The 25,886-nt window shown below is 15.4% G+C and carries 29 protein-coding genes, 9 tRNA genes and 1 pseudogene; 21 read left to right on the forward strand and 18 right to left on the reverse strand.

What is annotated here, in order from left to right:
- Window positions 1-293: 293 nt before the first annotated feature.
- Window positions 294-722 (forward strand): annotated as a pseudogene (locus MP021_RS00805) (pseudouridine synthase); the annotation flags it as partial.
- Window positions 723-920: 198 nt separating this feature from the next.
- Here the strand turns inward: MP021_RS00805 and MP021_RS00070 are convergent.
- A tRNA-Ser gene (locus tag MP021_RS00070) sits at window positions 921-1,005 on the reverse strand.
- Window positions 967-1,632 (reverse strand): PP-loop family protein, encoded by a 666-nt coding sequence (locus tag MP021_RS00075; RefSeq protein WP_259286570.1) that lies wholly within the window; start codon window positions 1,630-1,632, stop codon window positions 967-969. Before MP021_RS00075 ends, MP021_RS00070 begins: the two co-directional genes overlap by 39 nt.
- A gap of 3 nt (window positions 1,633-1,635) precedes the next feature.
- Between MP021_RS00075 and MP021_RS00080 the strand changes: the two genes are divergently transcribed.
- Window positions 1,636-1,842: a hypothetical protein gene (locus MP021_RS00080; protein WP_259286571.1), complete on the forward strand. Its 207-nt coding sequence runs from the start codon at window positions 1,636-1,638 to the stop codon at window positions 1,840-1,842.
- On the opposite strand, the gene MP021_RS00085 is transcribed toward MP021_RS00080, so the two are convergent.
- The 4 genes from MP021_RS00085 to MP021_RS00100 form a co-directional block, all read right to left on the reverse strand.
- Entirely contained in the window at window positions 1,795-2,997 is a 1,203-nt protein-coding gene (locus MP021_RS00085) for a c-type cytochrome (protein ID WP_259286572.1), read from the reverse strand. The two genes, MP021_RS00080 and MP021_RS00085, sit on opposite strands and share 48 nt — an antisense overlap.
- A gap of 1 nt (window position 2,998) precedes the next feature.
- Window positions 2,999-3,271 (reverse strand): hypothetical protein, encoded by a 273-nt coding sequence (locus MP021_RS00090; RefSeq protein WP_259286573.1) that lies wholly within the window; start codon window positions 3,269-3,271, stop codon window positions 2,999-3,001.
- Window positions 3,272-3,397: 126 nt separating this feature from the next.
- Window positions 3,398-3,739: a hypothetical protein gene (locus tag MP021_RS00095; RefSeq protein ID WP_259286574.1), complete on the reverse strand. Its 342-nt coding sequence runs from the start codon at window positions 3,737-3,739 to the stop codon at window positions 3,398-3,400.
- Window positions 3,717-4,745, reverse strand: coding sequence for a PCRF domain-containing protein (locus MP021_RS00100; RefSeq protein ID WP_320412284.1), 1,029 nt, complete (start codon window positions 4,743-4,745; stop codon window positions 3,717-3,719). The genes MP021_RS00095 and MP021_RS00100 overlap by 23 nt, the downstream gene beginning before the upstream one ends.
- On the opposite strand from MP021_RS00100, the gene MP021_RS00105 reads away from it, so the two are divergent.
- Window positions 4,708-4,779, forward strand: a tRNA-Lys gene (locus tag MP021_RS00105). The two genes, MP021_RS00100 and MP021_RS00105, sit on opposite strands and share 38 nt — an antisense overlap.
- Before the next feature lie 24 nt (window positions 4,780-4,803).
- Window positions 4,804-5,349: an RsmD family RNA methyltransferase gene (locus MP021_RS00110; protein ID WP_259286617.1), complete on the forward strand. Its 546-nt coding sequence runs from the start codon at window positions 4,804-4,806 to the stop codon at window positions 5,347-5,349.
- Here the strand turns inward: MP021_RS00110 and MP021_RS00115 are convergent.
- The 3 genes from MP021_RS00115 to MP021_RS00125 all read right to left on the reverse strand — a co-directional run bounded on the left by MP021_RS00115 (window position 5,336) and on the right by MP021_RS00125 (window position 6,725).
- Window positions 5,336-6,400, reverse strand: coding sequence for an aminotransferase class I/II-fold pyridoxal phosphate-dependent enzyme (locus MP021_RS00115; RefSeq protein ID WP_259286575.1), 1,065 nt, complete (start codon window positions 6,398-6,400; stop codon window positions 5,336-5,338). The genes MP021_RS00110 and MP021_RS00115 overlap by 14 nt on opposite strands.
- On the reverse strand, window positions 6,393-6,650 hold the full coding sequence (locus tag MP021_RS00120) for a 50S ribosomal protein L25 (protein ID WP_259286576.1): 258 nt from the start codon (window positions 6,648-6,650) through the stop codon (window positions 6,393-6,395). Before MP021_RS00120 ends, MP021_RS00115 begins: the two co-directional genes overlap by 8 nt.
- A 3-nt stretch (window positions 6,651-6,653) precedes the next feature.
- Window positions 6,654-6,725 (reverse strand) — tRNA-Gln (locus MP021_RS00125).
- Window positions 6,726-7,013: 288 nt separating this feature from the next.
- On the opposite strand from MP021_RS00125, the gene MP021_RS00130 reads away from it, so the two are divergent.
- Together MP021_RS00130 and MP021_RS00135 are read left to right on the forward strand one after the other, a co-directional pair.
- Window positions 7,014-8,639 (forward strand): amino acid--tRNA ligase-related protein, encoded by a 1,626-nt coding sequence (locus MP021_RS00130; protein WP_259286577.1) that lies wholly within the window; start codon window positions 7,014-7,016, stop codon window positions 8,637-8,639.
- Between the two features lie 5 nt (window positions 8,640-8,644).
- Window positions 8,645-8,718 (forward strand) — tRNA-Met (locus tag MP021_RS00135).
- 14 nt (window positions 8,719-8,732) lie between these two features.
- Here MP021_RS00135 and MP021_RS00140 read toward each other — a convergent pair.
- Window positions 8,733-8,819 (reverse strand) — tRNA-Ser (locus tag MP021_RS00140).
- Between the two features lie 3 nt (window positions 8,820-8,822).
- Window positions 8,823-8,895 (reverse strand) — tRNA-Arg (locus tag MP021_RS00145).
- 7 nt (window positions 8,896-8,902) lie between these two features.
- On the opposite strand from MP021_RS00145, the gene MP021_RS00150 reads away from it, so the two are divergent.
- The 4 genes from MP021_RS00150 to MP021_RS00160 all read left to right on the forward strand — a co-directional run bounded on the left by MP021_RS00150 (window position 8,903) and on the right by MP021_RS00160 (window position 12,046).
- Window positions 8,903-10,078, forward strand: a complete 1,176-nt coding sequence (locus MP021_RS00150) for an aminotransferase class V-fold PLP-dependent enzyme (RefSeq protein WP_259286578.1) — start codon at window positions 8,903-8,905, stop codon at window positions 10,076-10,078.
- A 3-nt stretch (window positions 10,079-10,081) separates the two neighbouring features.
- Entirely contained in the window at window positions 10,082-10,483 is a 402-nt protein-coding gene (locus MP021_RS00810) for an iron-sulfur cluster assembly scaffold protein (RefSeq protein WP_414646678.1), read from the forward strand.
- A gap of 6 nt (window positions 10,484-10,489) precedes the next feature.
- Complete coding sequence (locus MP021_RS00155; protein WP_259286579.1) at window positions 10,490-10,762, forward strand: 2Fe-2S iron-sulfur cluster-binding protein; 273 nt, start codon at window positions 10,490-10,492, stop codon at window positions 10,760-10,762.
- Window positions 10,763-10,993: 231 nt separating this feature from the next.
- Window positions 10,994-12,046, forward strand: a complete 1,053-nt coding sequence (locus tag MP021_RS00160; protein ID WP_259286580.1) for a S1 RNA-binding domain-containing protein — start codon at window positions 10,994-10,996, stop codon at window positions 12,044-12,046.
- Window positions 12,047-12,071: 25 nt separating this feature from the next.
- Here MP021_RS00160 and MP021_RS00165 read toward each other — a convergent pair whose 3' ends face one another.
- A complete protein-coding gene (locus MP021_RS00165) occupies window positions 12,072-13,352 on the reverse strand; it encodes a glutamate--tRNA ligase family protein (RefSeq protein WP_259286581.1) in 1,281 nt (426 codons plus the stop codon).
- 104 nt (window positions 13,353-13,456) lie between these two features.
- Between MP021_RS00165 and MP021_RS00170 the strand changes: the two genes are divergently transcribed.
- From MP021_RS00170 to MP021_RS00185, 4 genes are read left to right on the forward strand one after another with little or no spacing between them, the layout of a single operon-like run.
- Complete coding sequence (locus MP021_RS00170; RefSeq protein ID WP_259286582.1) at window positions 13,457-15,037, forward strand: nitrite/sulfite reductase; 1,581 nt, start codon at window positions 13,457-13,459, stop codon at window positions 15,035-15,037.
- Window positions 15,038-15,048: 11 nt separating this feature from the next.
- Window positions 15,049-15,417, forward strand: coding sequence for a hypothetical protein (locus MP021_RS00175; protein WP_259286583.1), 369 nt, complete (start codon window positions 15,049-15,051; stop codon window positions 15,415-15,417).
- Between the two features lie 5 nt (window positions 15,418-15,422).
- Entirely contained in the window at window positions 15,423-16,127 is a 705-nt protein-coding gene (locus tag MP021_RS00180; RefSeq protein ID WP_259286584.1) for a phosphoadenosine phosphosulfate reductase domain-containing protein, read from the forward strand.
- Window positions 16,109-16,870, forward strand: coding sequence for a hypothetical protein (locus tag MP021_RS00185; RefSeq protein WP_259286585.1), 762 nt, complete (start codon window positions 16,109-16,111; stop codon window positions 16,868-16,870). The genes MP021_RS00180 and MP021_RS00185 overlap by 19 nt, the downstream gene beginning before the upstream one ends.
- Before the next feature lie 4 nt (window positions 16,871-16,874).
- Here MP021_RS00185 and MP021_RS00190 read toward each other — a convergent pair whose 3' ends face one another.
- Window positions 16,875-17,207, reverse strand: a complete 333-nt coding sequence (locus MP021_RS00190) for a hypothetical protein (RefSeq protein ID WP_259286586.1) — start codon at window positions 17,205-17,207, stop codon at window positions 16,875-16,877.
- 3 nt (window positions 17,208-17,210) lie between these two features.
- Here MP021_RS00190 and MP021_RS00195 point away from each other — a divergent pair, with 3 nt between their 5' ends.
- Window positions 17,211-18,470: a radical SAM protein gene (locus MP021_RS00195; protein WP_259286587.1), complete on the forward strand. Its 1,260-nt coding sequence runs from the start codon at window positions 17,211-17,213 to the stop codon at window positions 18,468-18,470.
- A 22-nt stretch (window positions 18,471-18,492) separates the two neighbouring features.
- Window positions 18,493-18,906: an rRNA maturation RNAse YbeY gene (locus MP021_RS00200; protein ID WP_259286588.1), complete on the forward strand. Its 414-nt coding sequence runs from the start codon at window positions 18,493-18,495 to the stop codon at window positions 18,904-18,906.
- Here MP021_RS00200 and MP021_RS00205 read toward each other — a convergent pair.
- Window positions 18,895-18,967, reverse strand: a tRNA-Thr gene (locus tag MP021_RS00205). The two genes, MP021_RS00200 and MP021_RS00205, sit on opposite strands and share 12 nt — an antisense overlap.
- Window positions 18,958-21,576, reverse strand: coding sequence for a class I tRNA ligase family protein (locus MP021_RS00210; RefSeq protein WP_259286589.1), 2,619 nt, complete (start codon window positions 21,574-21,576; stop codon window positions 18,958-18,960). Before MP021_RS00210 ends, MP021_RS00205 begins: the two co-directional genes overlap by 10 nt.
- On the opposite strand from MP021_RS00210, the gene MP021_RS00215 reads away from it, so the two are divergent.
- A complete protein-coding gene (locus tag MP021_RS00215) occupies window positions 21,551-22,642 on the forward strand; it encodes a mechanosensitive ion channel family protein (RefSeq protein WP_259286590.1) in 1,092 nt (363 codons plus the stop codon). The two genes, MP021_RS00210 and MP021_RS00215, sit on opposite strands and share 26 nt — an antisense overlap.
- 14 nt (window positions 22,643-22,656) lie before the next feature.
- Here the strand turns inward: MP021_RS00215 and MP021_RS00220 are convergent, their stop codons facing one another.
- From MP021_RS00220 to MP021_RS00230, 3 genes are read right to left on the reverse strand one after another with little or no spacing between them, the layout of a single operon-like run.
- Window positions 22,657-22,809 carry a 50S ribosomal protein L33 gene (locus MP021_RS00220; protein ID WP_259286591.1) on the reverse strand — a complete coding sequence of 51 codons (153 nt, stop codon included), beginning with the start codon at window positions 22,807-22,809 and terminating at the stop codon, window positions 22,657-22,659.
- A complete protein-coding gene (locus MP021_RS00225; protein ID WP_259286592.1) occupies window positions 22,809-22,955 on the reverse strand; it encodes a large ribosomal subunit protein bL28 in 147 nt (48 codons plus the stop codon). Before MP021_RS00225 ends, MP021_RS00220 begins: the two co-directional genes overlap by 1 nt.
- Before the next feature lies 1 nt (window position 22,956).
- The gene (locus MP021_RS00230; protein WP_259286593.1) at window positions 22,957-23,322 is read right to left on the reverse strand and encodes an SsrA-binding protein; all 366 of its coding nucleotides are present in this window, start codon (window positions 23,320-23,322) and stop codon (window positions 22,957-22,959) included.
- An 18-nt stretch (window positions 23,323-23,340) separates the two neighbouring features.
- Between MP021_RS00230 and MP021_RS00235 the strand changes: the two genes are divergently transcribed.
- From MP021_RS00235 to MP021_RS00250, 4 genes are all read left to right on the forward strand, one after another.
- Window positions 23,341-23,412 (forward strand) — tRNA-Ile (locus tag MP021_RS00235).
- Window positions 23,413-23,417: 5 nt separating this feature from the next.
- Window positions 23,418-23,490, forward strand: a tRNA-Gly gene (locus tag MP021_RS00240).
- A gap of 133 nt (window positions 23,491-23,623) precedes the next feature.
- The gene (locus MP021_RS00245) at window positions 23,624-24,205 is read left to right on the forward strand and encodes an ATP-dependent Clp protease proteolytic subunit (protein WP_259286594.1); all 582 of its coding nucleotides are present in this window, start codon (window positions 23,624-23,626) and stop codon (window positions 24,203-24,205) included.
- Window positions 24,198-25,790, forward strand: coding sequence for an AAA family ATPase (locus MP021_RS00250; protein ID WP_259286595.1), 1,593 nt, complete (start codon window positions 24,198-24,200; stop codon window positions 25,788-25,790). Before MP021_RS00245 ends, MP021_RS00250 begins: the two co-directional genes overlap by 8 nt.
- Window positions 25,791-25,886 lie beyond the last annotated feature (96 nt).

Below are 25,886 nucleotides of genomic sequence, written 5' to 3' on the forward strand. Positions count from 1 at the left end.
CCACTTGTAGTTCAAGCGATATTTTTAAAATTTTTTTTAAATATAGTTTTATTTTTTTTTTTTTTAAAAAAATTTTTTTAAATTTTGATTTAATTTATATTTTATATAAGTACTTTTTTTATTTTTCTTCTATTAATATTAAATATAAAGTTTTTTATAATCTTATTTTAGGATTTTATTTTAATAATATTTTTATAAAAATATTTTTTTATAAAAACATAACAAATAAAACCTTTTTAGGTTTTTTTTTATATTATATTCCCATTTATTATGAAAATAATTTTTTTTTTATATTAAATAAACCCTTTAATTTAATTATTCATAATTTAAAAAAATATTTAAATAATTATTTAATAAATAATTTATTGTATTATTATGGAAAAAAAATATTTTATATTTTTAGAATGGGTTTAGTTAATAGGTTGGATAGAAATACAAGCGGGATTATTGTTGTTTCTAAAAATTTTTCATTTTATATTAATTATATTGTTCAAATCTTTTACAATTTAATATTTAAAAACTATATTATTTTTTTGTTTGGAAGGGTGGAGAATTTTAATATTTATACTTATTTTTTTTTTAAATTTTATAACTTAAAGAATTTTAATAATAATCAAATATCAATTTCATCATTTTTTAGTTTTAAAACATTTAATATATTTGATTATTATTTAACTGTTTTAAAATGTAGGATTTTTTCAGGAAGAATACATCAAATACGTATACACCTTAATTATATTAAAAAATATATAATTTGTGATGATATATATAATAGTTTTTTTAATTACTTTTTTTTAAATTATATATCTAGACACTCAATACATCTTTATTATTTAAGTTTTTTTTTTTTAAATTTTAATATTATATTATTAAATAATTTATATTTTGATATGTTTAATTTTTTAAAAATTTTAAATACCAAGAGATGGAGGGATTCGAACCCTCGATTCATTTCTGAATTTTCCCTTAGCAGGGGAATACTTTAAACCTCTCAGTCACATCTCTATATATAAATTTTATTATATTTTTTGAAAAATTCTTTATATTTAATTTTAAATTATTCATAATGTTTATTCTTATTTTATTTCTTTTATTTTTAAATTTTATATTTTCTTTCTCTTCTAAAAAATAATATTTTTTTTTTATAATTAATTTTTTTATGTATTTTTTTTTTATTTTTAGCATTGGTTTTATTTTTTTTAAATTTATATAATTTTTATTATTTTTTATTTTTAAAAGTTTTTTTTTTAAAATTATTTGTATTATAAAATTTTCTATAACCTCATTTTTATTTTGAAATACTCATATATTTTTTACTTTTTTTTTTTTAATTATTTTTTTTATTTTTTTATATCTTTTTACTCTTAAGTATTTTTCTATATTTTTAATTTTTTTTATTTTTGTTTTTATTAAATTACTATTTTTTATTTTTTTTATTTTATTTTCTATTTTATTTAAATTATGGTTTATATTTATTGTTTTTATATTTTTAATCATTTTTTTTATTTCTCTATAATTTAAATTTGAATCACTACCCATGCTTAAAGAAATTATTAATTTTTTTTTGTTATTTATTTTAAGTTTATTGTATATTTTATAATATATTTTATTTTTTTTTTTTATTTTATACATCAAATGGATAAGAGATTATTATATAAAAAATCTTTAAAATCTAAATTTAAAACTTTTTATAAAAAAATAAAAAATTATTATTTAAAATATGATAAAATTTTATTTTTAAATAAAATTGATATTATAGGAAAAAAAATTTTTAAATTTAACAAATTTATTAAACTAAAAAAGAAACTTTTTGTATTTTTTAAAAATAATACTTTTATTTAAATTTTTATTACTTATAAAGTATATTATTATTTTATTTTTAATATTTCATAAATTTGGCATTATTGAGCAGTATTTATTTTTTAATGTATTATTTATGTTTGCTTTTTTAAATAAATTATTTAAATTATTTTCATAACTAAAATTTTTTTTAATTTTAATTATTTTTGGATATATTGGAAAATTTCCTAATTTTAACATTCCATGACATTTTTTACAATTTTTTTTATATATTTTTTTTCCAACTTTATATTTAATCTTATATTCTTTTTTATTGTATTTTTTTATATTAATTTTTAATATTTTTTTTTTATTTATTTTAGATTTTATGAATCTTGATATAGATAATAAATCTATTTTGCTTGCATACTGCAAACTATTATTTATAACTTCCACCATTTGTCCATTTATTATCTTTTTTTTATTTATACCATCTTTCAATATTTTATATAAATCTTTTATATTATTTTTATTAATTCCTTTATTATTTGATATATCAGATGTAAACCATTTTTCTATTTTATTGTAGCCTTTATATTTAAAATATTTATTTATTTTACCAACTCTGTTTATTTTTGTATGACACATTTCACAGTGGCCTAGAGTTTTTGATATATACTTACCTCTTTTTATATTTGATTTTTCTTTATTTTTATTATTTTTTTTTTTAAAAAATAAAACTCTTCAACCCACCATTATATTTTTATATTTTATTGGAAATTTTATTTTATTTATTTTACTTATTACATCCTCTTTAGGTATTTTTTTTATAGAATTAAAAATATTTAATATATCGTTTTTTTTTATTTTATTATAATTTATATAAGGAAAAGCTGGAAATAAAAAATTTTTTTTTTTTGATATTCCGTTTTTTATTAAATTTATAAAATTTTTTAAATTATAATTTCCTATACCGCACTTTTTATCGGATGTTATGTTTGGCGTGTTTATTATACCAAAATCAGTTTTTATTATATTTCCGCCCGAAAATGGTTTTCCGCCATTTAAAGTGTGGCAAGACAAACAATTAGATAATCTTATTAAATATTTACCTTTATTTATATTTATATTTTTTTTTATGTTTATTTTTATTTTTTTTTTTTTAATATTTTTTATTAAAAATATTATAAATATTTCTATAAATATATTTATTAACATTTTATTTTATTTTATTTAAATTTTTAAAATTTGGTATATTTTTTAAATATTTACATATTTCAATTATATATTTATTTTTTATATTTTTTGTTATATTATTCATATTTATATTATATTTTATATAAATTTTAAAGTTTTTAATACTATTATAATTTTTTTTTATTTTTATTGATATTATATTTTTTATTTTATTTTTTATTATTTTATGACAATTTAAACAAGCCTTAATTTTTTTTATTATATTATAAGACTTATTTATTATTATTTTTTTCATTTTTTAAAAAATTTATTTTCTATTATTATTTTTGATTTTTTTTTTAACAACTTTTTTATAACTTTAAATATTTCTTTTATTATATTTTTATTTTTAAAATCCGTTAATGATCTTATAGGTTGTCTTTTATTTTTTTAAGTTTAAATTTTTATATTTTATATAAGGGGGGTTTAATAATATTAAATTATATTTATTTTTTTTAATGTTTTTTATTTTATTGGTGTTTTTTTTTATAATTTTTCATAAATTATGTTTGCTTTTTATTGAATTATTTATTTCTATTGATATTATTTTGAAGATTTTAAAGTATTTTTTTATACTTTTTGATATATAATTATTTCCTGAATATATTTCTATTAAATATTTTTTTTTTAATTTTTTAATTATTTTTATAATTTTTTTTGTTATTTTTTTATTTATAAATGTATTTATTATTTTTTTAATATTAATTACCCTTTTTAATAACATTTTTTATTTTTTGAATAAGTTTTTTTAATTTTCCATTCATAATAATGTCTAATTTTATTTTTATTTTAAATCTATGATCTATAACTGTGTTATTTTTATAATTATAAGTTCTTATTTTTTCAACTCTTTTGCCTTTTCCTAGTAATTTTTTTTTAATAATATTACTTTTATTATTTTTTTTTATATTTTTAAATTCATTAATTTTTAATTGCATAACTTTTAAAGCATGTTTTTTATTTTTATGTTGAGATCTTTCTTTTTGACATTCTACAATAATATTTGTAGGTATATGCCTCAAACGAACTGCTGAGTTTGTTTTATTAACATGTTGTCCTCCGGCTCCAGAAGATTTGAATGTTTCTATTTTTAATTCAGACTTTTTAATTTTGTTTTTTATTTTTTTTTTTTTTTTATATACAGCAACTCTGCAAGTTGAGGTATGTATTTTACCTTTATTTTCTGTTTTTGGTTCCCTTTGAACTCTATGAACGCCTGATTCATATTTTAAATTTTTATAAATATTTTTACCTTTTATTATTATTATTGACTCTTTACAAGCTTTCATATTTGTTGTGGTTTCAGATATTATTTTCTTCTTTCATTTCATTTTTTCAAAATATTTTTCATACATTTTTTTTAAATCTGATATAAAAAATGCCGACTCCTCGCCTCCAACGCCGATTTTTATCTCCATTATTATTTTTTCTGTTTTTTTATTTTTTTTAAATATTTTTTTAATTAAAATTTTTAAATTTTTAATATATTTTTTTTTATAATCTATTTCTTCTGTAGCTAGATTATAAATTTCTTTATCTTGTGATATAATTTTTTTTAAATCTTTTATATCATTTTTGCATTTTTTTATATTATTATAAATTTTTAAGAATTTTTTAAATTTATTATTTTTTAAATTTTTTATTTTATATTTTTTTATATATTTTTTTATTTTATCTTTAAGTTTTAATCTGGGGTCGTTAGCTCAGTGGTAGAGTAGCGGACTTTTAATCCGTTTGTCATAGGTTCAAATCCTATACGACCTATAAATTTTAAATATTATATTTATAATTTCAGGAAAATTTAAAAACTCTAAAATAATTTTTCCTATAAATTTTTATAAAATAAAATATTTTAATCCAACACCCTTTCATATAAAAAAGAAATTTTTTAATTGAATTGGTGATATAAAAGGATTTTACTGTCTTGATCTTTTTGCTTGCACGGGAGCTCTCGGTTTTGAGGCAGCATCGAGAGGTTGTAAGATGTGTATTCTTTTAGAAAAAAATAAAAAATTTTTTTATTTTTTAAATAAAAATAAATTTAAATTAAATATAAAAAATTCTAAAATATTGAATTTAAATTCTCTTTTTTATATTAATTATATAAATAAGATATATTATAATTTAATATTTATAGATTCACCGTATATAATATTTAAAAAATTAATTAATTCTTTGAAATTTAGTTTAAATGTATTAAAAAAAAACTCTTATATATATTTAGAATCAATTTTTAATTTAAATTTAATAATGAAATTTTTTGAAAATAAAATTTATTGCTTAAGATATGATTTTTTTAAAAAAATTAATTTTTATCTATTTAAAGTTTTTTAATTATAAATTTATTTATTAATTTTATCATTAAATTAGATTCTATGGTTTTACCTATTGTTATTCTTAAATAATTTTCAATTTTAGGTATTTCAAATTTTCTAATAAAAATATTTTTATTATTTAAAAATTTAATTAATTTATTTACATTTATTTTTTTATTTGTTGTAAATATAAAATTAGTATAAGAATTTATAGTAATAAAATTTAAATTTTTTAATTTTTCTATTAAATAATTTTTATTTTTTATTATTTTTTTTTTTATTTTTTTAAAGTAATTATTATTTTTAAATATATTTTTTATTGAAATTTGAGATAATATGTTTACAGGATAACTATTTAAACTATTTTTTGATATATTCATTTTTTTTATTAATTTATGAGAGCCGCAAATTGCGAACCCTACTCTGATACCGGCTAACGCCCTTGATTTTGAAAATGTTTGGTTTATTATTATATTTTTTATTTTATTTAAATATTTTATTAAACTTAAATTATTAAAATCAACATATGTTTCATCAATAACAACTAATGATTTATTTTTTTTAATTATAATCTTTAATTTTAAATATTTTATTAATTTTCCTGTAGGTGCATTAGGGTTGTTTATTATAATATTATTTTTATTATTTTTTATAAATTTTAAATTTATTGAAAAATTTTTATTCAATTTTATTATTTTATAGTTTATTTTATATAATTTTATAAAACTTTCATAAAAAGAGTATGTTATATCTAATAAATATAATATTTTTTTACTTTTAAAAAATGTTAAAAATATATTTGCTAAAACATCATCAGATCCATTTCCTATGAAAATTCTACCCTTTTTTATGTTATAATATTTTGAAACTTGATATTTTATTAATTCAGAAGAATCTTCTGGGTAAAATTTTAATTTATTTCCTAGAAATTTTACTTCCTTAATTATATTTTTTATTATTTTTATGTCTGGATGGTAAGGGTTTTCATTAGTATTAAATTTTATATTTTTATTAATTAAAGGCTGTAAACCCTTTTTGTATGGCTTTATTTTAAATAATTTTTTAATCATTTATTAAAAAATCTATATGTATAATTTCTTTTTTATATGGATGCCTTTTAATATCTATTATTAAAACTTTAAAACTTTTATTTATTATTATTATTTTCAATATATTATTTTTTTTCAATGTATCATAATAATAATTTTTTTTTTTAAATTCTATTCTTAAATTTTTAAAATTTTTTTTATAAATAATTCCTTTTATTTTATTTTTATTATTATTTTTTTTATATAAATTAACTATCAACACTTTCATCATTTTTAAAGAGAGAAGGATTCGAACCTTCAATCCTGGGTTCAAAGACCAGTGCCTTGACCATTTGGCTATCTCCTTGTCGGGATGATGAAATTGGTAAACATAGCAGACTTGATTAAATTTGGGTGCCGTATAGTGATGTGCGAGTAGAATTCTTCAAATTCGGCGAAACCCCTGTAAAAAAATACGAGGTAACACCGAGCCAAGCCTTTTTAAGGAAGGTGTAGAGACTATACGGAGAATATCAAAACATATTTTGATAAAGAAATAGTCCAGCGCACCATTTTGAAAAATAAGTGTGATAGAAAATCTGCCGTCTTTTACAAAGACTTGCCGGTTCAATTCCGGCTCCCGATATTTTTATAAATGGATAATTGTGGAATTTTAAATATTAAATTTTTAAATAAAGTTGTCAACATTTGTGGTTGAATTTTAAATTTGAGGCATCACAACCTTTTTATTTTTTTGGATTTAAAAGATATAACTGGTGTTATTCAAATAGTTTTGCAAAAAAAAAAAAATCTTAAATTTTTAAAAACTGGACTATGCTTAAGCGTTTTTGGTGTTGTTTCTTTAAGAGATTATTTTAATTGTAATTATTTTTTAAGTAATGGTAATATTGAAGTTTTTTTAATTAATTTCTCTTATATAAATTTTTTTTTAAAAAAAAGGTTTATAAATAATATTTATTTTATTGATAAATTTGATTATAAAAATAATTTTTCAAAAAATTTTTTTTTACATAATAATATTAAAATTAAAAATTTTTTATTTTATAATTTAAATTTTTTCTTTAATTATGAAAAATTTTTTTATATAGAAACCCCTACACTTAATAGATTTTTTTCAGAAGGTTCAAATGTTTTTATTGTTCCTTTTAGATTAAAAAATATTTTTTTTGCTCTTTCACAATCTCCTCAAATATTTAAACAGCTTATAATGATTTTTGGTTTTAATAAATATTATCAATTCTCAAAATGTTTTAGAGATGAAAACTATAGAAGCGACAGATCTGTAGAGTTTATTCAACTTGATTGTGAAATATCATTTTTAAATTTAATTGATATAGTATTTTTTTTTGAAACTTTATTCAATTTTATTATTTTTAAAATTTTTAATTATAATAATTTTAAGAATTCTATTATTACTTATAAACAATGTTTAAAGAATTTTTTTAAAGATAAACCTGATATAAGATTTAAATTAAATTTTTATATTTCATTATTTTTTTATTATATATTTTTTTTTAAATTTGAATTTCATATTTTTAATTTATATAATTTTTTTTTTTTATTAGGAAAAAACTTTAAAAATTATACTTTTTTTTTAAGTTTTTTTTTTAATAATTTTTTTTTATTATTTATTATTAATAATTTTTTTCATATTAATATTTTTCTTAAAAAATGATTTATAAAAATATTTTTATTTGAAATTTTTAGTTATTTTAATTTAAAAAATATAAATATTATTTTTAATTTAAATAAAAAATTTAATTTTAAAAAAATTTTATTTTTTAAATTTTTTTTAATTAATAATTTTATTAATTTTAATTTTTTTTTTATTTGAATTATAAATTTTTTATTATTTAAATTTTGTTACAATAAATATATATTTAATTGTAATTTATTTTCAAAATTATTAAGTTTTGATAATATTTTCTTAGATTTTAAACCGACAGTTTGTAATACAAAATCTTATGACCTCACAATAAACAGCCTCGAGGTGGGGGGCGGCTCAATAAGAAATGATAAAAGTTTTTTACAAAAAAAATCACTTTTAATATCTATTAATATTTTTGAATTGTCTTATAATTTTAAATTCTTTATAAATTCTTTAAAATATGCACCCCCAATACATGGGGGTGTGGCTTTTGGTTTAGATAGATTTTTAATTGTAATTTTAGGAATTAATAATTTTAAATATATCTCTATTTTATCTAAAAGTAACTCTTATAATTGTTTTTTTTCAAAAACTCCAAATTTTATATTTTAAAACATCGCGAGGTGGAGTAGTAGGTGAACTCATCGGGCTCATAACCCGAATATCGTAGGTTCGAATCCTACCTTCGCTATTTTATATCATATTAGAAGACGGTAGGATTCGAACCTACGATGTTTTTAAAAACATTTTTGATTTCAAGTCAAACGCAATAAGCCTCTCTGCCACACCTTCATCTGCGACTGACAGGATTTGAACCTGTTACATCCTGGTTCGTAACCAAAAACTCTATCCAATGAGTTACAGTCGCAATTATTATGTTTTTTTTATATATATTATTTCCAATATATATTGATTATAGTTCAACAACACCATTAGATCCTAGAATTTTAGAAAAAATTATTCCTTATTTTTATTATAAATTTGGAAATTACAGCTCTAAAAATCATGTTTTTGGTTGAACATCTTATAATATTGTTGAAAATTGCAGAAGAAATATTTCAAAATTTTTAAATTGTGATTCTAGAGAAATAATTTGATGTTCGGGTTCAACAGAATCAAACAACTTAGCCGTTAAAGGGTATTCTTTATTCTATAAAAATAAAAGTAAATACATTTTAAGTATTAAAACTGAGCATAAATCTATATTAAAATCACTAAATTATCTTTTAATGGAGGGTTTTAATATTATTTATTTAAAATTAAAAAACAATGGATTGATAGATTTAAATAACTTAAATAATTTTTTAAAAGAAAAAATAATACTTTTAACTGTATCTTATATAAATAATGAAATAGGTATTTTTCAAAATGTTTTATTTTTATCTAAATTTTGTAAATTAAATAAAATTGTTATACATATAGATTGTTCACAAGCTATAGGTAAAATTTTATTTAATTTCGAAGACATAAAAATTGATATGGCTTCCATATCATCCCATAAAATGTATGGACCTAAAGGCGTCTCAATATTATATATTAGAAGAAAATCAAATATATATTTTAAACCTATTTTTCATGGGGGTGGGCAGGAAAATAATTTAAGATCCGGTACAATTCAAACATCTTCGATTGTCGGTTTTTACGGATGTATTAGTTTGATAAAAAAATTAATTTTTTTTGAAAATTTAAAAATTAGAAATTTAAGAAATATTTTTTTAATAGAGCTTTTAAAAATAGATTCTATATATATAAATGGCGATATAAAATATAGAATTCCTCAAAATTTAAATATTAGTTTTAATTTTATTGAAGGTGAATCTTTAATAATATCTATAAATAATATATCTTTATCAACGGGTTCAGCATGCTCTTCCAATTCTTTAGAATCCTCACATGTACTTAGATTTTTAAAAAATTCTAATTTTATAAATAGCTCTATTAGATTTACATTTGGTCGTTTTAATAAATTAACCGATATTTACTTTTCTTTAAAATTTTTATATTTTAATATTTATAAATTAAGAAAACTTTCACCATTTTTAATTATATAAAAAATGTCTTATAATAATAAAATTTTATTTTTATTTAAATATAATTTCTATAAAAATTTAAACTTATTCTCTAATAATTCAAACAATCTAGGTAGTAACTATATTGGCAGTTACTCTTGTGGTGATATCATATATTTGCAAATTCTTTACAATTATTTTAATATTTTTATTTTTAAATTGAAATATAAAATATACGGGTGTGGGTCAGCTATTTCTTCTGTTTCTTTAGTTTTTTATTACATATTTAATAAATTTTATTATCAAATTTTTTATTTGAAAAATTTTCATATTTCCAACAAATTAAATTTACCTATTTTAAAATTTCATTGTTCCGTTTTGGTTGAAAATATTATAAATTTACAATTTTGTATTTATAAGAACAGTTATATAATTTATTTTTTATAAATAAATATGAAAATAATAATTTTGCCTAATAAAAAAATTTGCAAATATGGTAAAATTTTAAAATTTAAAAAGTTATATAAAGAGAATTTATGTGAATTTTTAATAAAAAACAATATCAATATAGATAACAATTGTGGGGGTTTTGGAAAATGTTTATCATGCTCTGTTTTTATTAATGAAGGTTTTTCTTTTTTTGAAATAAGTTCGCTAAAATTAAGTTATATTTTATCTTGTCAATTATATAATATAAATTGCAATATTATTGTATCTATTTTATAATTTTTTTGATAAAATTTTAATAAATATTCATTTTATTTTTTTTATTTTACTTTTCAATTTTATTATTATTCCAATCTTTAAATTTTTTATATTTTTTATATTTTTTTTTACCTTAATATTTAAAATTTTTATATTTTTTATTTTTAAAATAGTAAAATTTTTTATATTTTTTATTTTTAATATTTTACCTGAAATTTTTAAAAAAACTTTTTTAAAATATTATTTTTACTCATGATGGTTATTAAAAATCATTTAAATTTTTTAAATTTTTTAAAAAATAAACCTCTTATTAAAAATTTATATAAAAAAAAAATTTTTATAGCTAAAGTTTTAGACATAAAAAAGAAGTTTATCATACTTGACGGAAATTTAAAGTCAGAATTCTCTATAAAAAAAAAAGAATTTACAAGTGAAGAAACTTTAAGTGTTAAAAAGGGTGATTATGTTGAAATTTTTTTAATTAATTCAGAAAATAATTTTAATAGAATAATATCTTCTAGAATAAAATTTTTAAATTTTATTTTTTGAAATAAAATTTTTAAAATTTTATATAAAGTTAAAAATAACATATTAAAAGGTGTTTTATTTAAAAAAATAAAAGGAGGTTACAATGTTCTTATAGATGGATTTAAATGTTTTCTTCCCCATTCTTGTTCTGATAAAAAAATATTAAATATTTTTTATTATCTTGATAAATATTTATATTTTTCTATAATTAATTTTGATAGATTAAAAAAAAATATTGTTTTATCTAGAAAAACTTTAATTGAAAGGGTTATTAATATAAAAAGAAAAATTTTTTTTAATAATATAAGAATTGGTGATATTTTAAAAGGTGTTGTTAAAACAATAAGAAGTTATTGCGCTATTATAGATACAGGTTATATTGATTGTATAATATATTCTAGAAATATTGTTTGAGGTAAATATAGATTTTTAAATAGTTTTTTTAAAATTAATCAATCGATTATTGCTGTAGTTTTAAAAATTGATAAAATTAAAAATAGAATTTTTCTTGGTATTAAACAATTTTTAAATATTCAAAAAAAAATTCACTATTTAAATGGTTTTTTAAAATATGCTAGAATATTTAAAATAACTACAAATAACATATATGTTATTTTTGCTAAAAATATGATAGCATTTACAAATAATTGAAGTGGTAAAAATATATTTAAATTTTTAAAAATTAATGATTATAAAAAGATTATAATTAAAGGTTTTAATTATAAAAAAAAAAGAATTTTTTTTAAATTTAAATCTTCCCTTAGCTCAAAAGGATAGAGCAGTGGCCTTCTAAGCCACAGGTTTATACGTTCAAATCGTATAGGGAAGATTTTAATTTAATTTTATTTTTTTTAATTTTTTTATTTTTATCTTTGCTTATTTTTTTATTATTTTTTTTTTTATTTATTATTTTTATTTTTTCACTATTAGAATTAATTTTTAAATTATTTTTAAATAAATTTTTTAATAAAATTTTTATAAATTCATTTTTAAAATATTTACTAATTCATTTTATATTTTTATTTTTAATTTTTTTTTTATTTTTGTTTTCATATTTTATGAATCATTTTTTTTTATAATAAATTAATTTGTAATTTGTTTCTTTTAATAAAAAAATTTTTTTAAAAATTTTATTTTTTTTTTTTATTATTATATTTCTTGTTAATATTAAATTTTTTTTTATTTTTTTAATTTTTTTTTTTGAAATATTTTTAATTTTTATAATTTTATATTTCTTTTTATTTTTTTTTTTTATTAATTTTAACTTTAAATTATTTTTTAATATTAATTCTATATGATTAAATTTTATATTATTTTTAATAAAACTATTTAATGTTTTTACTTTTATATCTTTTGAATTTTTTATATATTTATTTTTAATTATTTTTTTTAATATTGATTTACTTAATACGTTATTTTTTAATATAAAAACTTTAACTTCTATTTGATTTGTTTTTTTTTTATTATTAAAAAATAAATTTATTATTATATTATATATTGATTTATTTTTTTTAAACTCTTTTGTACATATTGAATATATTATATTTTCTATTTTATCTGAAATGTTATGTGAATAATCATAACTAGGATATATAAATCAGTTATACTTTAATTTATAATGTTTACTATATATGATTCTATATATTTTTTTATTTTTTAATATTTTTATTATTTTTTTTTTTTCTTTATAAAAACCTTTTCTAAATTTTCTTATTATTTTTAAATTATTTTTATTTAATATTTTTAATTTTATTTTTTTTTTTATAAATATTTCTTTATATTGGTATAATTTATAAAAATATTTACTTGTATATAAAATATTTTTATTTATATTTTTATCATTATTTTTAATAAACCATTTTAAATTTTTTTTTAAATTATTTAAATAAACAATTTTATTCTTTTTACTATTAGTGTCATCAATACGTATGTTTGTAAAACCGTTATAAATTTTAGAATTTTGAGAATTTATTATAATATTTTTTAAATGACCTATATGTAAATTCCAGTTTAATTCGGGTGCAAATCTGGTTATTAGGTTTTTATTTTTTTTTCATAATATATTTTTAATAGTTTTTTTCATATAATTAATTAATAAATTTATTTTTTATATTCTTATTTATAAATTTTTTATTAAAATTTTTAAATTTTAAAGTGTTTACTTAATTTTTGTTTTATTTTTGTTTTATGCATTATTATAATTTTTATTATAAATTTATTATAATTAATTCATTTAATATTTTTAATAAAAATTTAATAAATTATATTACAGGTTTTTATAATGAAAATGAATTTAAAATTTTAAGGCTACATCAAGGTTTATATAGACAAAATTTATCATATATGCATAGAATTGCAATACATTGTGGAATTTTAAATTTTGATCAACTTATTAATTTATCTTATCTTTCTATTTTTTATGATAAAAAATATTTTCATTTTACAACAAGAACTAATATTCAATTAAATTGAATTAAACTATTAAATTTATTTGAATTTTTAAAAAAATTAAATTTTTCTTTTTTACATTCTAATCAAACTTCGGGGAACTGTATTAGAAATATAACATCTTCAAATAAAAATTTATTAATTATTAATTGTTGGAGTGAATTAATAAGACAATGGTTTAATTTAAATTTTGAATTTTTATTTTTACCAAGAAAATTTAAAATTGCTATATTAAATCAAAAAAAAGATGATATTTTTTTAAAAATTCATGATTTAGGTTTTTTTATAAAAAAAAATTCTTTAAATAAAATTATTTTTAACATAATTATTGGGGGTGGGCTCGGGCGTACACCTTTAATGGGTTTATATATATTAATTAATTTACATTGAAAAAATATTTTAAATTATTCTGATAAATTAATAAGAATTTATAATATTTATGGTTTTAGAAATAATATATATAAATCTAGAATAAAAATTTTAATTAAATCTTTAGGTGTTATTTCTTATATTAATTTTCTAAATAAAGAATTTAATTATTCAAATAAAATTATATTTATTATCAATGAAAAAGAAATTAATTTTTTCTTTTTAAAAAATTTTATTTTTGAAAATAATAATTTTTTAAAAAAAATTATTTTTAATTTTTTTTTTTTAAATTGAATAAAGTCAAGCTATAAATTTAATTTTATTTTTATACCAATTAAAAATAACAATAAATCACCAGGGGATATTAATTTTTTTCAAAATAAGATTTTATATTTATTTTTTAAAAATTTTAAAAATTTAAAAATTTTAAATAGACAAAATGTTGTTTTTTTAAATTATTTAAATATATATAATATTTATTTAAAAATAAAAAAGTATTTTTTTAACATATTTAATTATAATTTTTTAACGGATATAATTTCATGTCCAGGAAAAGATTATTGCGTTCTTGCTAACGCAAAATCAATATCGATATCTAAAATAGTACAATCAGTATTTGTAGATTTTAACACTTTGAATATGGTGTCTAAAATTTATTTAAATATTTCAGGTTGCACGAACTCATGTGGACACCACCATATTGGAAATATTGGTTTTTTAGGTGTTAATAAATACAATAGTGACTTTTATCAATTATTTTTAAATAATAATATAAGTGAATATAATAATTTAATTTTTTCTAAAAATTTTTTATCTTCTTTTATATATTTTAAATCCATTTTTTATTTAATTAAAATTTTAAAAAATATTTTAATAAAAGAAAAAAAAATTTTTTTTAATAATTATTATTATTTTTTTAATTTTCAAAAAAACTTAAATTTTAAAGTATAAAAAATCTAAAAATGTTTTATACTTTAAAATTTAAGTTTTTTTGAAATTTAAATTATTATTTTTTAAAAAAATTTTTTAATTTTTTTATATTTTATTTTTTTGATTCATTAAATAAGTATTTTTGAATAAATATAAATTTTTTAAAAAAAAATTTTTTAATAAAAAATAATAAAATTATTTTTTTATTTTTTAACACTTTTAATAATTTTTTTTTTTTTAGCATTTTAAATATAATAATAAATACATATTTTTTAAAATATAAAATTTTTATAATTGGTTATTTGAATTTATATCAAATAAATTATATAAATTTTTTTAATAATTTTTATTTTATAATTAATAAAAATATATTTTTAAAAAAAAATAATTTATATTTTTAATTTTTATGAAAAAAAAATATTTTTCTGATTTTAATCCATTTTTTTTAAAAATTTTAAATTTTAATTTTAGAATTGAATATATAATATTTAATTTTAAAAAAATAATTTTTTCAAATAGTTTAAGTTTTGAGGATTTATTTATATTGTATTTTTTCTATTTAAAAAAAATTTCTAATATAGATATTTTTTTTTTAAATACTGGTAAAATTTTTTTAAATTTTATAAATTTTATAAATAAAATTAAAAAAAAATATAGTATAAAAATAAATACGTTTTTTCCTAATTTATTTTTAATTAATAAATATATTAAAAAATATAATTTAAATTCATTTTATAATAATATAATATTAAGAAAAATTTGTTGTCTTATAAGAAAAATAGAAATATACAATAAAATAATTTACAATTTTGATATCATAATCACTGGGCAAAGGTACAGTAGGGGTGGGGTTGATAATTTAAATTTAAATTTTGATAATTCTAGAAAAATTATAAAATATAATTTATTATATTTTTGAGATTATAAAGATATTTTTTATTTTATAGAAAAGTTTAATATTAAAACAAACTATATTTATAATTACGGCTACTCAAGTTTAGGGTGTGAGCCATGCACTAGAAAGGTTTTTATAGAAGAAAACATAAGAACCGGAAGGTGGTGGTGGGAGTCTTTTAATAGTAGCAAAAAGGAGTGCGGTTTACATTTATAAAATATTTTATAATATTTATAATAGGTTTAGGTTTAAATTACTTAAATTATATCTTATTTAAGTTTATTAATATTTTTTTTATTTCAAAAATTATATTTTATGATTCTATTTTAAATATAAATTTTTTAAATTTTTTGCCTTTATTTTCAAAAAAAATAATTATAGGAAAAAAATTTAATCAAAAATCAATATTTAAGAAAACTTTTTATTTAAAATATAAATTATCTTTAAAAAAGTTTTTAATAATTTCTCGTTTTAAGTCCGGAGATATTAATTTTTATGGAAGAATAAACTGTGAAATAATCAATATAAAATCTTTTAGATATTTCTTTTTTATAATAACTGGTATCACAACATCAATATCATCTTTAAATATTTTAAATTTTTTTTTAACTTATAGAATAAATTTATCTAATATAATTTTTATAACATATTTAAATAATATAAATATATTTAAATTTTCTAAATGTTTTTTAAATAAAACTATTATTTATTATATGATAAATAATAATATTTTTTATTTTATTGATTATTTGATTTTTAATTTTGATATTTATTATATTTTTTTATGTGAAATTTCTAATTTTTATTCAGAGCATTTTTTTTTTTTTAATTTTTATGATATTTCAAAATTAAAAATATATAATAATTTTTTATTTTTTAAATACCCAAAATATTTAATTTTAAATAATTTTTTAAATTTTATAAATTTGATAAATTTTTTTATGTTTTTAAAATTTTAATTATTTAATTTATTATTTTTTTAAAATTTTTAAGATTTCCCAAGTTTTTAAATAATTTTATTTTTAAATTTTTATTTATTTTTAATAAATTTTTTAATATTTTTTTTATAGATTTAATATGAAAAGATTTTCATATTAATAATGGAATTATTTTAAATTTGTTAATTTTTTTTTTTATAAATTTATTAAAATTGTATATTATTTTATTTATAAAAAAAAATTTAACTTTATTTATTACAAATAAATTTTTTATTTTATTTTTATAAATTTTAATTAAATTATAGTTTTTATTCTCATGTAATAAAATTATTTTTATTAATTTTTTATTATATTTCATTTTATGAAATTTTTTATAAAAACTTTTGGTTGTCAAATAAATAATTATGATTCAAATAAATTAATAAAAATTTTAAAAAAAAAATTTTTTTTTATAAAAAATTTAAGTTTCGAAATTTTAGTAATAAACACATGTTCTGTAAGGGAATTTTGTCAAAAAAAAATATTTTTTTTTTTAAAAAAAAATAAATATTTTAAATTTTTAAATATTTTAACAGGTTGTTCTTCAAATATATTTTTTAATATTTTTATTTTAAAACATTATATTAATATAATATTAAATTCTAATTCTATTTTTTATTTATTAGATTTAATATATATGTACTATTTTTATAAATGCAAACAAATTATTTTTATTAATTATTATAATAAATTTAAAAATTTAAATTTTATAAAAAATAATTTAAATATAATTATAATGGAGGGGTGCAATAAATATTGCTCTTATTGTATCATACCATATGCTAGAGGAAGAGAAATATATTTTAATATTTTAAAAATATTAAAAGATATTTTTATATTAAGTTTAAATATCAAAGAAATTTATTTTTTAGGTCAAAATGTTAATTCTTATAAATATTTTTTAAAAGATAAACTTATAAATTTTTATTTATTATTAGAAATATCTTATGAAATATTTAATAATTATAAATTTTATTATATTACTTCAAATTTTAAGTATTTAATTTTGAATTTAAAATTTTATAAAAAAATAGATAATTTACATTTGCCTTTGCAATCAGCCTCTAATTATATTTTAACTATTATGAATAGAAATTATAAATTTAATTTTTATAAAAAATTAATTTATTATATAAAAAAATTTTTACCTTTATTTAATTTTAATACAGATATAATTATATGCTTTCCTGATGAAAATAATAAATTTTTTAATAAAACTTTAATTTCTATAGAAAAAATTCTATTCGACAAAAGTTATGTATTTATTTATAATAAAAGATCATATACTAATTCAATTTTTTTTTTTAATAATTTAAAATTAATTTTAAAAAAAAAAAGAATCTTAAAATTAAACTTAAAATTAAAAAATAATATTTATTATATAAATAAGTTAATTATAAATAAAATATTTTTTTGTATATTAAAAAATATTTTTTTATTAAGCAATAAATTATATTTTATTTATTATTGCGGAAGAATTATTTTATTTATATATAGATTTAAATATATTAAAATAAATATTTTATTAAGATTAAAATTTTTTAAAAAAATAAATAATTATTTTTTTTCAAGTATTCATTAAAGATTAATTTTTTAAATAAATAATGCTTTTTTTTAATAATAACAATTTAAAAAATATATTTTATAAAAAATTATTTTTAAAATTATTAAATGTTAGTGTTTTTAAAAAAATATTAATATTTATAAATTTTGTTAATTTATTTGATATTTATTTAATAAATAAAAAATATAAATTTAAAAATAATATAACGGATTGTCTAACTTTTAATTATTATAAAAAAAGTTATATTTTTTTATCTTATTCTTTTATAAATAGAAATAGTAAAACAAATAAATTGAAAATAACATTTTTAATGTTTTACAATATTATACACTGCTTTCTTAACACTCAAAATATCAAATATTATAAAATTAAAAAAAATAAAAAAAATATTTTTTTAAAAAAAAAAATATTAATAAAATATGGTTTTTTTTTAAAAAAACAATACCGATTATAGGATTTGAACCTACCATCTTTTGATTACAAATCAATTGCTTTACCAAATAAGCTAAATCGGCTCTATTTTTTGTTTGAATATAATTAAAAAACATTTTTTGCATAAAATATTTTTTTTATTTTTTTTAATTATTTTATATTTACATCTTATACATTTTTTTTTTTTTAAAATTTTTATTAAAACCCCCCTCACCATCTTCTTTAAATTTTTTGATATTTTTAAATATAAAAAAATATTTTTTAAAAATTTTATATTTTTATATTTATTATAATAAAAAAATATCTTAACATTTTCATTTAAATTTATATTTTTTTTATTTTTTATTTTTTCGAATATTTTATAAAATTTTTCTTCTAATTTATTAATTTTTTTTTTATAATAAAAAAAAAAATTATTTATCATTAAAATTTTATTGTAATAAATTTTATTTCAAGAATATTCAGATAAATAACAGTTTATAGGGAATATTATTTTTATAAAATTTTTTAAAATTAAATAAAATAATAATTGAATATTTTTTCTTTTTTCAGAATTTACATTCTCCAAATAAAGACAATCTTTCAAAAAATAAATTTTTTCATTAAAATATTTTATAAAATTTTTAACTTTTTTAAATGCTTTTTTAAAGTTATAGTACTTATAACTTTTTATTATTTTTCTATAATATCTTTTTAAAATATAAATCAATATATATTTATATTTTATTTTTTTTTTTTTCATATCAATAATGTTTGAAAGAATAAATTTTATAAAATTTTTTATTTTATTATTTGTTAAAATACTCTCTTCAACACTTTCTTTTGATATAATTAAATTCTTATAATAATCAGAACTACAAATCCATATTCTAATAACATCTTGTTCTAAATAATTAGTTAAATTTTTATAGCTTTTATAATTTTTTAAAGATTTGCTTATTTTTTCCTTATTAAAATTTATTACAAAACCATGAACAATTAAATTTTTATATGGTTTTTCTTTATTAAGCATTATTGATATCAAGATTGAAGATTGAAATCACCCCCTGTATTGATCCTGCCCCTCTAAAAACATGTCTGCTGGAAAATTTAAAAACTTTTTATATTTTTTTCTTAATATATTTCAATTTGTACATCCAGAATTAAATCAAACATCTATAGTTTCTTCTATTTTTTTAAAATATATATTTTTATTTTTATATATGTCTTTTAAGTTTAATATATATCATATTTTACTTCCATAGATTTTTATATAATTTGAAATTATTTTTATAAATTTAATAATTTTTATATTTTTTTTAAAATTATTTTTATGGTATAAAAAAGTAAGGGGTGTTCCTCATTTTCTTTTTTTAGAAATATTTCAATCTTTTGTATTTATAGTTTTTTTAAAAATTTGTTTATTTTTTTTTGGAAAAAATTTTATTTTTTTAAAATTTATTAAAATCTTTTTTATAAATCATTGATTTACAATTTTATATATTACCGGTTTATTATGCCTTCAACAATACATATATTTATGATTTATAATATTTATATTAAAAATTTTATTATTTTTTATTAAAAAATTTATTATAATTTTATTAATTTCTTCTAAATTTTTATATTTAAATATTTTTTTATAAAAAAAACCTTTATTTGATATAATATTTATTAAAACCCTTTTCTTATTTTTTGTTCCACTAAATATAACAAAATCATCAAAACCGTTTGTTGGGGATAGGTGTATTATGCCAGTCCCTTTATTTTTTACGTTTAAATTAAAATTTAATTTAGATTTTCTATTTTCTGTATCATGTAAACAAAATAAAGGATTCAGAAAGTTTAAATTCTTTAAATTAAAACCAATAATTATATTAACGATATATAATTTAAATTTATATTTTTTAATATATTTATAATTAGATATAAAAAAACCCTTTATTGTATTTATTAATATGTATATAAACTCATTATTTAAAGATAATAACTGATTTGATAAAATTGTCCAGGGAGTTGTTGTTCATATTAAAATTCCACCTATAATATATTTTTTTTTTAAATTAAATAATTTTAATATTTTTTTTAATTTTATAAATAAAAAAATTATAAATACAGTTAAATCTTTTTTTATTTTATAATTAATCTCATACTCAGATAAAGTTGATAGACAATTAAAACATCAATATATAGGTATAGTATCTTTATAAATATATTTTTTTTTTATAAAATTATTTATTATTTTTAATTCTTCTGAAATATTTATATAATCCATAGTTTTATAATATTTTTTTTCATTAATTAATCCTAAATTTTTAAATATTTTTTTTTGTAAATTTATATTAAAATTTACATATTTTTTTAATAAATTATTCGATTTTATATAATTATTATTATTAATTTTTTTTCTTTTCTTTTCTAATTTTATTTCAATCGGTAACCCAAAACAGTCCCACCCCATGATGTATGGCGTTTTATACCCAAATAGAGTTTTACTTTTTAATACTATGTCCTTTAAAATTTTATTAACAATATGCCCCATATGAGCCCCACCGTTGGCGTATGGTGGACCATCATGTATTATGAATTTAGTTTTATTTTTTTTTACATAAGAAGTTTTTCAATATTTTTTTATATTTTTTTCAAAATTTTTTTTATAAATATTTTTATTATAATTTATTTTAAATATGTTAATTATTGAATTGTGAAACATAATAAAAATAAAATATTTTTTTTTTTTTAAAAAAATATTTTTTTATTTATTAAAAGTAATATTTAAAATAAAAAATATTAATAATTTATTTTTTATTTTTTTTATTATTTTTTATTTTTTTATTTTTTTTTTGAGGAATAAATATTATAATTTATATAAAAAAATAAAAATTTATAGATATTGTTTTTTTAATATATTTTTTTTTTTATTAATTTATATTTTATCTGAAATAAAAAAAAATATTTTTTTTTTAATAAAAAATATATATTTTAATATAGGTAACGAAAAATTAAATTTAATATCTTTTTTATTTTCTATTTTTTGAATATTTTTCACATTATTTATAAATATTTATAATAGCTTTTTTTTTAATATTTTATTTAAAAAAATAAAATATTTAAGTTTAAATTATAAAATATTATTTTTTAAAATATTTATTTTAATTTTTTTTTTTGTATTTTTGTTATGAGGTTTTTCTTTTATGAAATTAAATAATTTAATTTTAAGTTTATTAGGAGCTTCCGCGGGCATTGGTTTAAGTGTAAGTATTCAAAAATTAATTAACAATTATATTTCAAGTTTAGTTATACTTTTTGATAAAAACTTTAAAATTGGAGACGCTATAAGCGTGAACGGTTATCAGGGCGTGATAACGCAAGTTAATAACAGATATACTATCTTAAGAAATTTAGACTGTAGTGAAATTTTAATTCCCAATGAGAAAATTTTAAATGAAGTTACACAGAATCAATCATTGTATTTTTCCAAAGGTAATTTAAGAATAGCTATTCAAATATCTTATAATAATGATTTTAAATTAGCTTTAAAACTTTTAATAGAATCTTTAAAAAATGTTGAAAGAATATTAGATAATCCGCCAGCAATGTCCTACATAACTAACCTGAACATGTCGGGTGTGGATATGGAGTTAAGTTTTTGAATACTTGACGCGGTCAGGGGTGTGGCTCTTGTTAAATCTGACATTTATATAAACTTGTTAAACTATTTTGAATTAAATAATATAGAATTATCTTATTATAAAAAAATTATTAAAATAATTGATTAAATCAATTTATATTATTATATTTTTTCAAAATGCATTAAATGTTTTTTTTTTAAAAAATCAAATTTTTTTATCTGTATTTTTTTATTAGATTTTTTGGATCTCTTTTTAATATAAAAACATTTAGATGATTTAGATAAAAACTTAGATATATTTTTTTTTTTTTTCATTATATTTTTTTTATTAATTTATTTTTTTTTATGAATATTGTTTTAAATTTTTTTTTATTAATGTAAAATCTTCTTTTTGTTTTTTTATTAGAAAAGGAAATATTATTTCCTGTAATAAATTTATTTTTTTTTATCTTTCTTAACATTTTAAAAATTTATTTTTTTTATTATAATAACAATATTTATTTTAATTATATTTTTTTTTAAAAATATATTAAATGGAACTATTTTAAAATTTTTAATTTTATTTAATATAATTTTTATTTCTCTTCTTTTTAATAAAAGCTTTCTATTTCTTTTAATATCATTATTATTATTTTTTTTATTTTCATTTATTATACTATTTTTTAAAAAAATTTCATTTTTTATATTTATTATATAACTATTTTTAATTTCTATAGAGTTGTAAATTTTTAAATTTTTAACCTCCCACCCCATTAGAACTATACCGGCCGAATATTTATCCGTTATGTAGTATCTGTTATTTATTATTTTTTTATTAATTATATTCATTGTTTTTATTAAAATTTTAGCGAATTAGCTTAGCGGTTAAAGCTTCGGAATCATAATCCGACAAGCAGGGTTCGATTCCCTGATTCGCAAACAAAGCAAGGGTAGCTCAAAGGTTAGAGTACAACTTTGCCAAAGTTGAGGTTACGAGTTCAAATCTCGTTCTTTGCTAAAATATAAATTTTAAATTAATAATTTTATTTTTATACAATAGTGCGGTAACATAGTGGTCATGTACCGATTTGCAAAATCGGTTTAGATTGGTTCAATTCCAATCCGCACTTATACATTTTTAAAAATTAAAATGAATTATATACCAATCGTTACAGATAAAAACTTTAAAGAGGGTTATAATTGTGATATTTATTCTAAATTTTTAAAAGATATAATTATTTTTTTAAATGGAAATATTTGTGAAAACAGTTCGAATACAATAATAACACAAATGCTCTATCTCGACAGTTTAGATTCTGAAAATGATATAAAGCTATATATAAACAGTAACGGGGGGGACGTGTACAGTGGTTTAGCTATATATGATATAATGCAGTATATAAAATCTGATGTTTCAACTATTTGTAGCGGTACAGCCTGTAGTATGGCTGCATTTTTATTATCTTCTGGAACAACAGGTAAACGTTTATCTTTTCCAAATTCTAGAATAATGATACACCAACCTTTGGGTGGTGCGCATGGGCAGGCTAGTGACATAAAAATACATGCCAGGGAGATAACATATTTAAAAAATAAAATAAACATATTGTTATCTAAAAATACAAATAATAAAATTAAAAAAATTAAAAAAGATACAAATAGAGATTATTTTATGTCACCATTAAAAGCCCTTAATTATGGTATTATAGATTTTATAATTTTAAATGAGTAAAATTAATTTTTATGATTATTACTATTATAGTGATTTAATAATTTGTTCATTTTGTTTAGAATATATGATAGGATATTTTGATATCATAAATCACGATGAAGAATATTTTTTTAATACAAAATATTATTATTATTATATTAGTGATTACTATTTTATAATTGGTAATTTTAATTTCATATGCACTGACTGTATTGTTTTATGTAATAATATAATTTTTTTAAATAATTATACTTTATATAAAAATAATAATGATATAAATGAAATTTTTGATTTTTATGATGAATATTTTGAATGCTATAAAAGCTGCTTCACTTGTTATTTATTTTATATAGATTATTTTTATTATTACAGATGTTGAGATAATATTTTTTGTGAATTTGAAAAAGATTACTTTTATTACGAAATAAAGTATTTTGATTATTATGATTTTTATAAATATTGCTATAATTCACAATGCAAGTGTTGTTTAAATTTTTTTTTTTTAAATTCTAATTTTTGTGAATGTTTTGAGGATTTAATTTACTATAAAATAAAAAATAAAGAAATAAGCACCTATTACGATTTTTATATTAAAGAAGAAGAAGATCTTTTTGAAATAATAAGTCCAGAAGAAATCTATTTATTTTTAAATAAATTTGTAATTGGTCAAGAAAAAGCTAAAAAGTTAATTTCTGTATCTATATATAATCATTATAAAAAAATAAAATTAAATTTAGATTTAAATTTAGATTTATCTAAAAGTAATATTCTTATGATAGGCCCTTCGGGTTGTGGCAAAACATTTTTAATGAAAACTATTTCTAGAATAATCGACATACCTGTGGTTTTAATAGATGCCACAACATTAACAGAGGCTGGTTACGTTGGTGAAGATGTTGATAGTATGGTTCAAAAATTATATAATGAAAGTTTTTATGATATAAATATGACTGAGATAGGAATTATTTTTATAGATGAAATTGATAAAATAAGTTCTAAAAGTTTTAATTTAAATAAAGACATATCGGGAGAAGGTGTTCAACAAGCCTTGTTAAAAATTATTGAAGGTAGCTACTGCACTGTAGCTTATGAAAACGAGTATGGTGATCAATTTTTTTTTACAATTATAACTGACAATATTTTATTTATTTGCGGCGGCGCTTTTCCTAGCATAAATATAGAGGAAGATTATAATGAAAAAAAATCTGAAAAATTTGTTATATTTGATACAGAACCTTTAATAAATTTTGGTCTGATACCAGAGCTAGTTGGGAGGTTGTCATTAATAATAAAATTTAGTAATTTAGATATTTTTTTTTTAAAAGAAACTTTAATTGGTTCTGAAAGCTCTTTAATTAAATATTATAACAATTTATTTATACCAGAAAATGTAAAATTAAAAATATTAGATGGTTCCATAAAAACAATTATTAACATATCTTTTAAAAAGGGTGTTGGTACTAGGGGGTTGAGGAGTGTCATTGACAACATATTACTAGATGTGATGTATAAAATGCCTGTTATGGATAATTTAAATGAAGTTATTATACATAACTATATTTTCTATAAAGATTCTAACGGACCCCTATTAAAATATGAATTTTAAATACTCTGTTTGTAGATCTATTGGGTCTTTTAAGAATTATAATAAAAAACTTTGCTCCAATATATATATAATTTCTTGATTTAAAAAAGGAGAGGG

The sequence above is a fragment of the Candidatus Nasuia deltocephalincola genome (assembly GCF_024820135.1).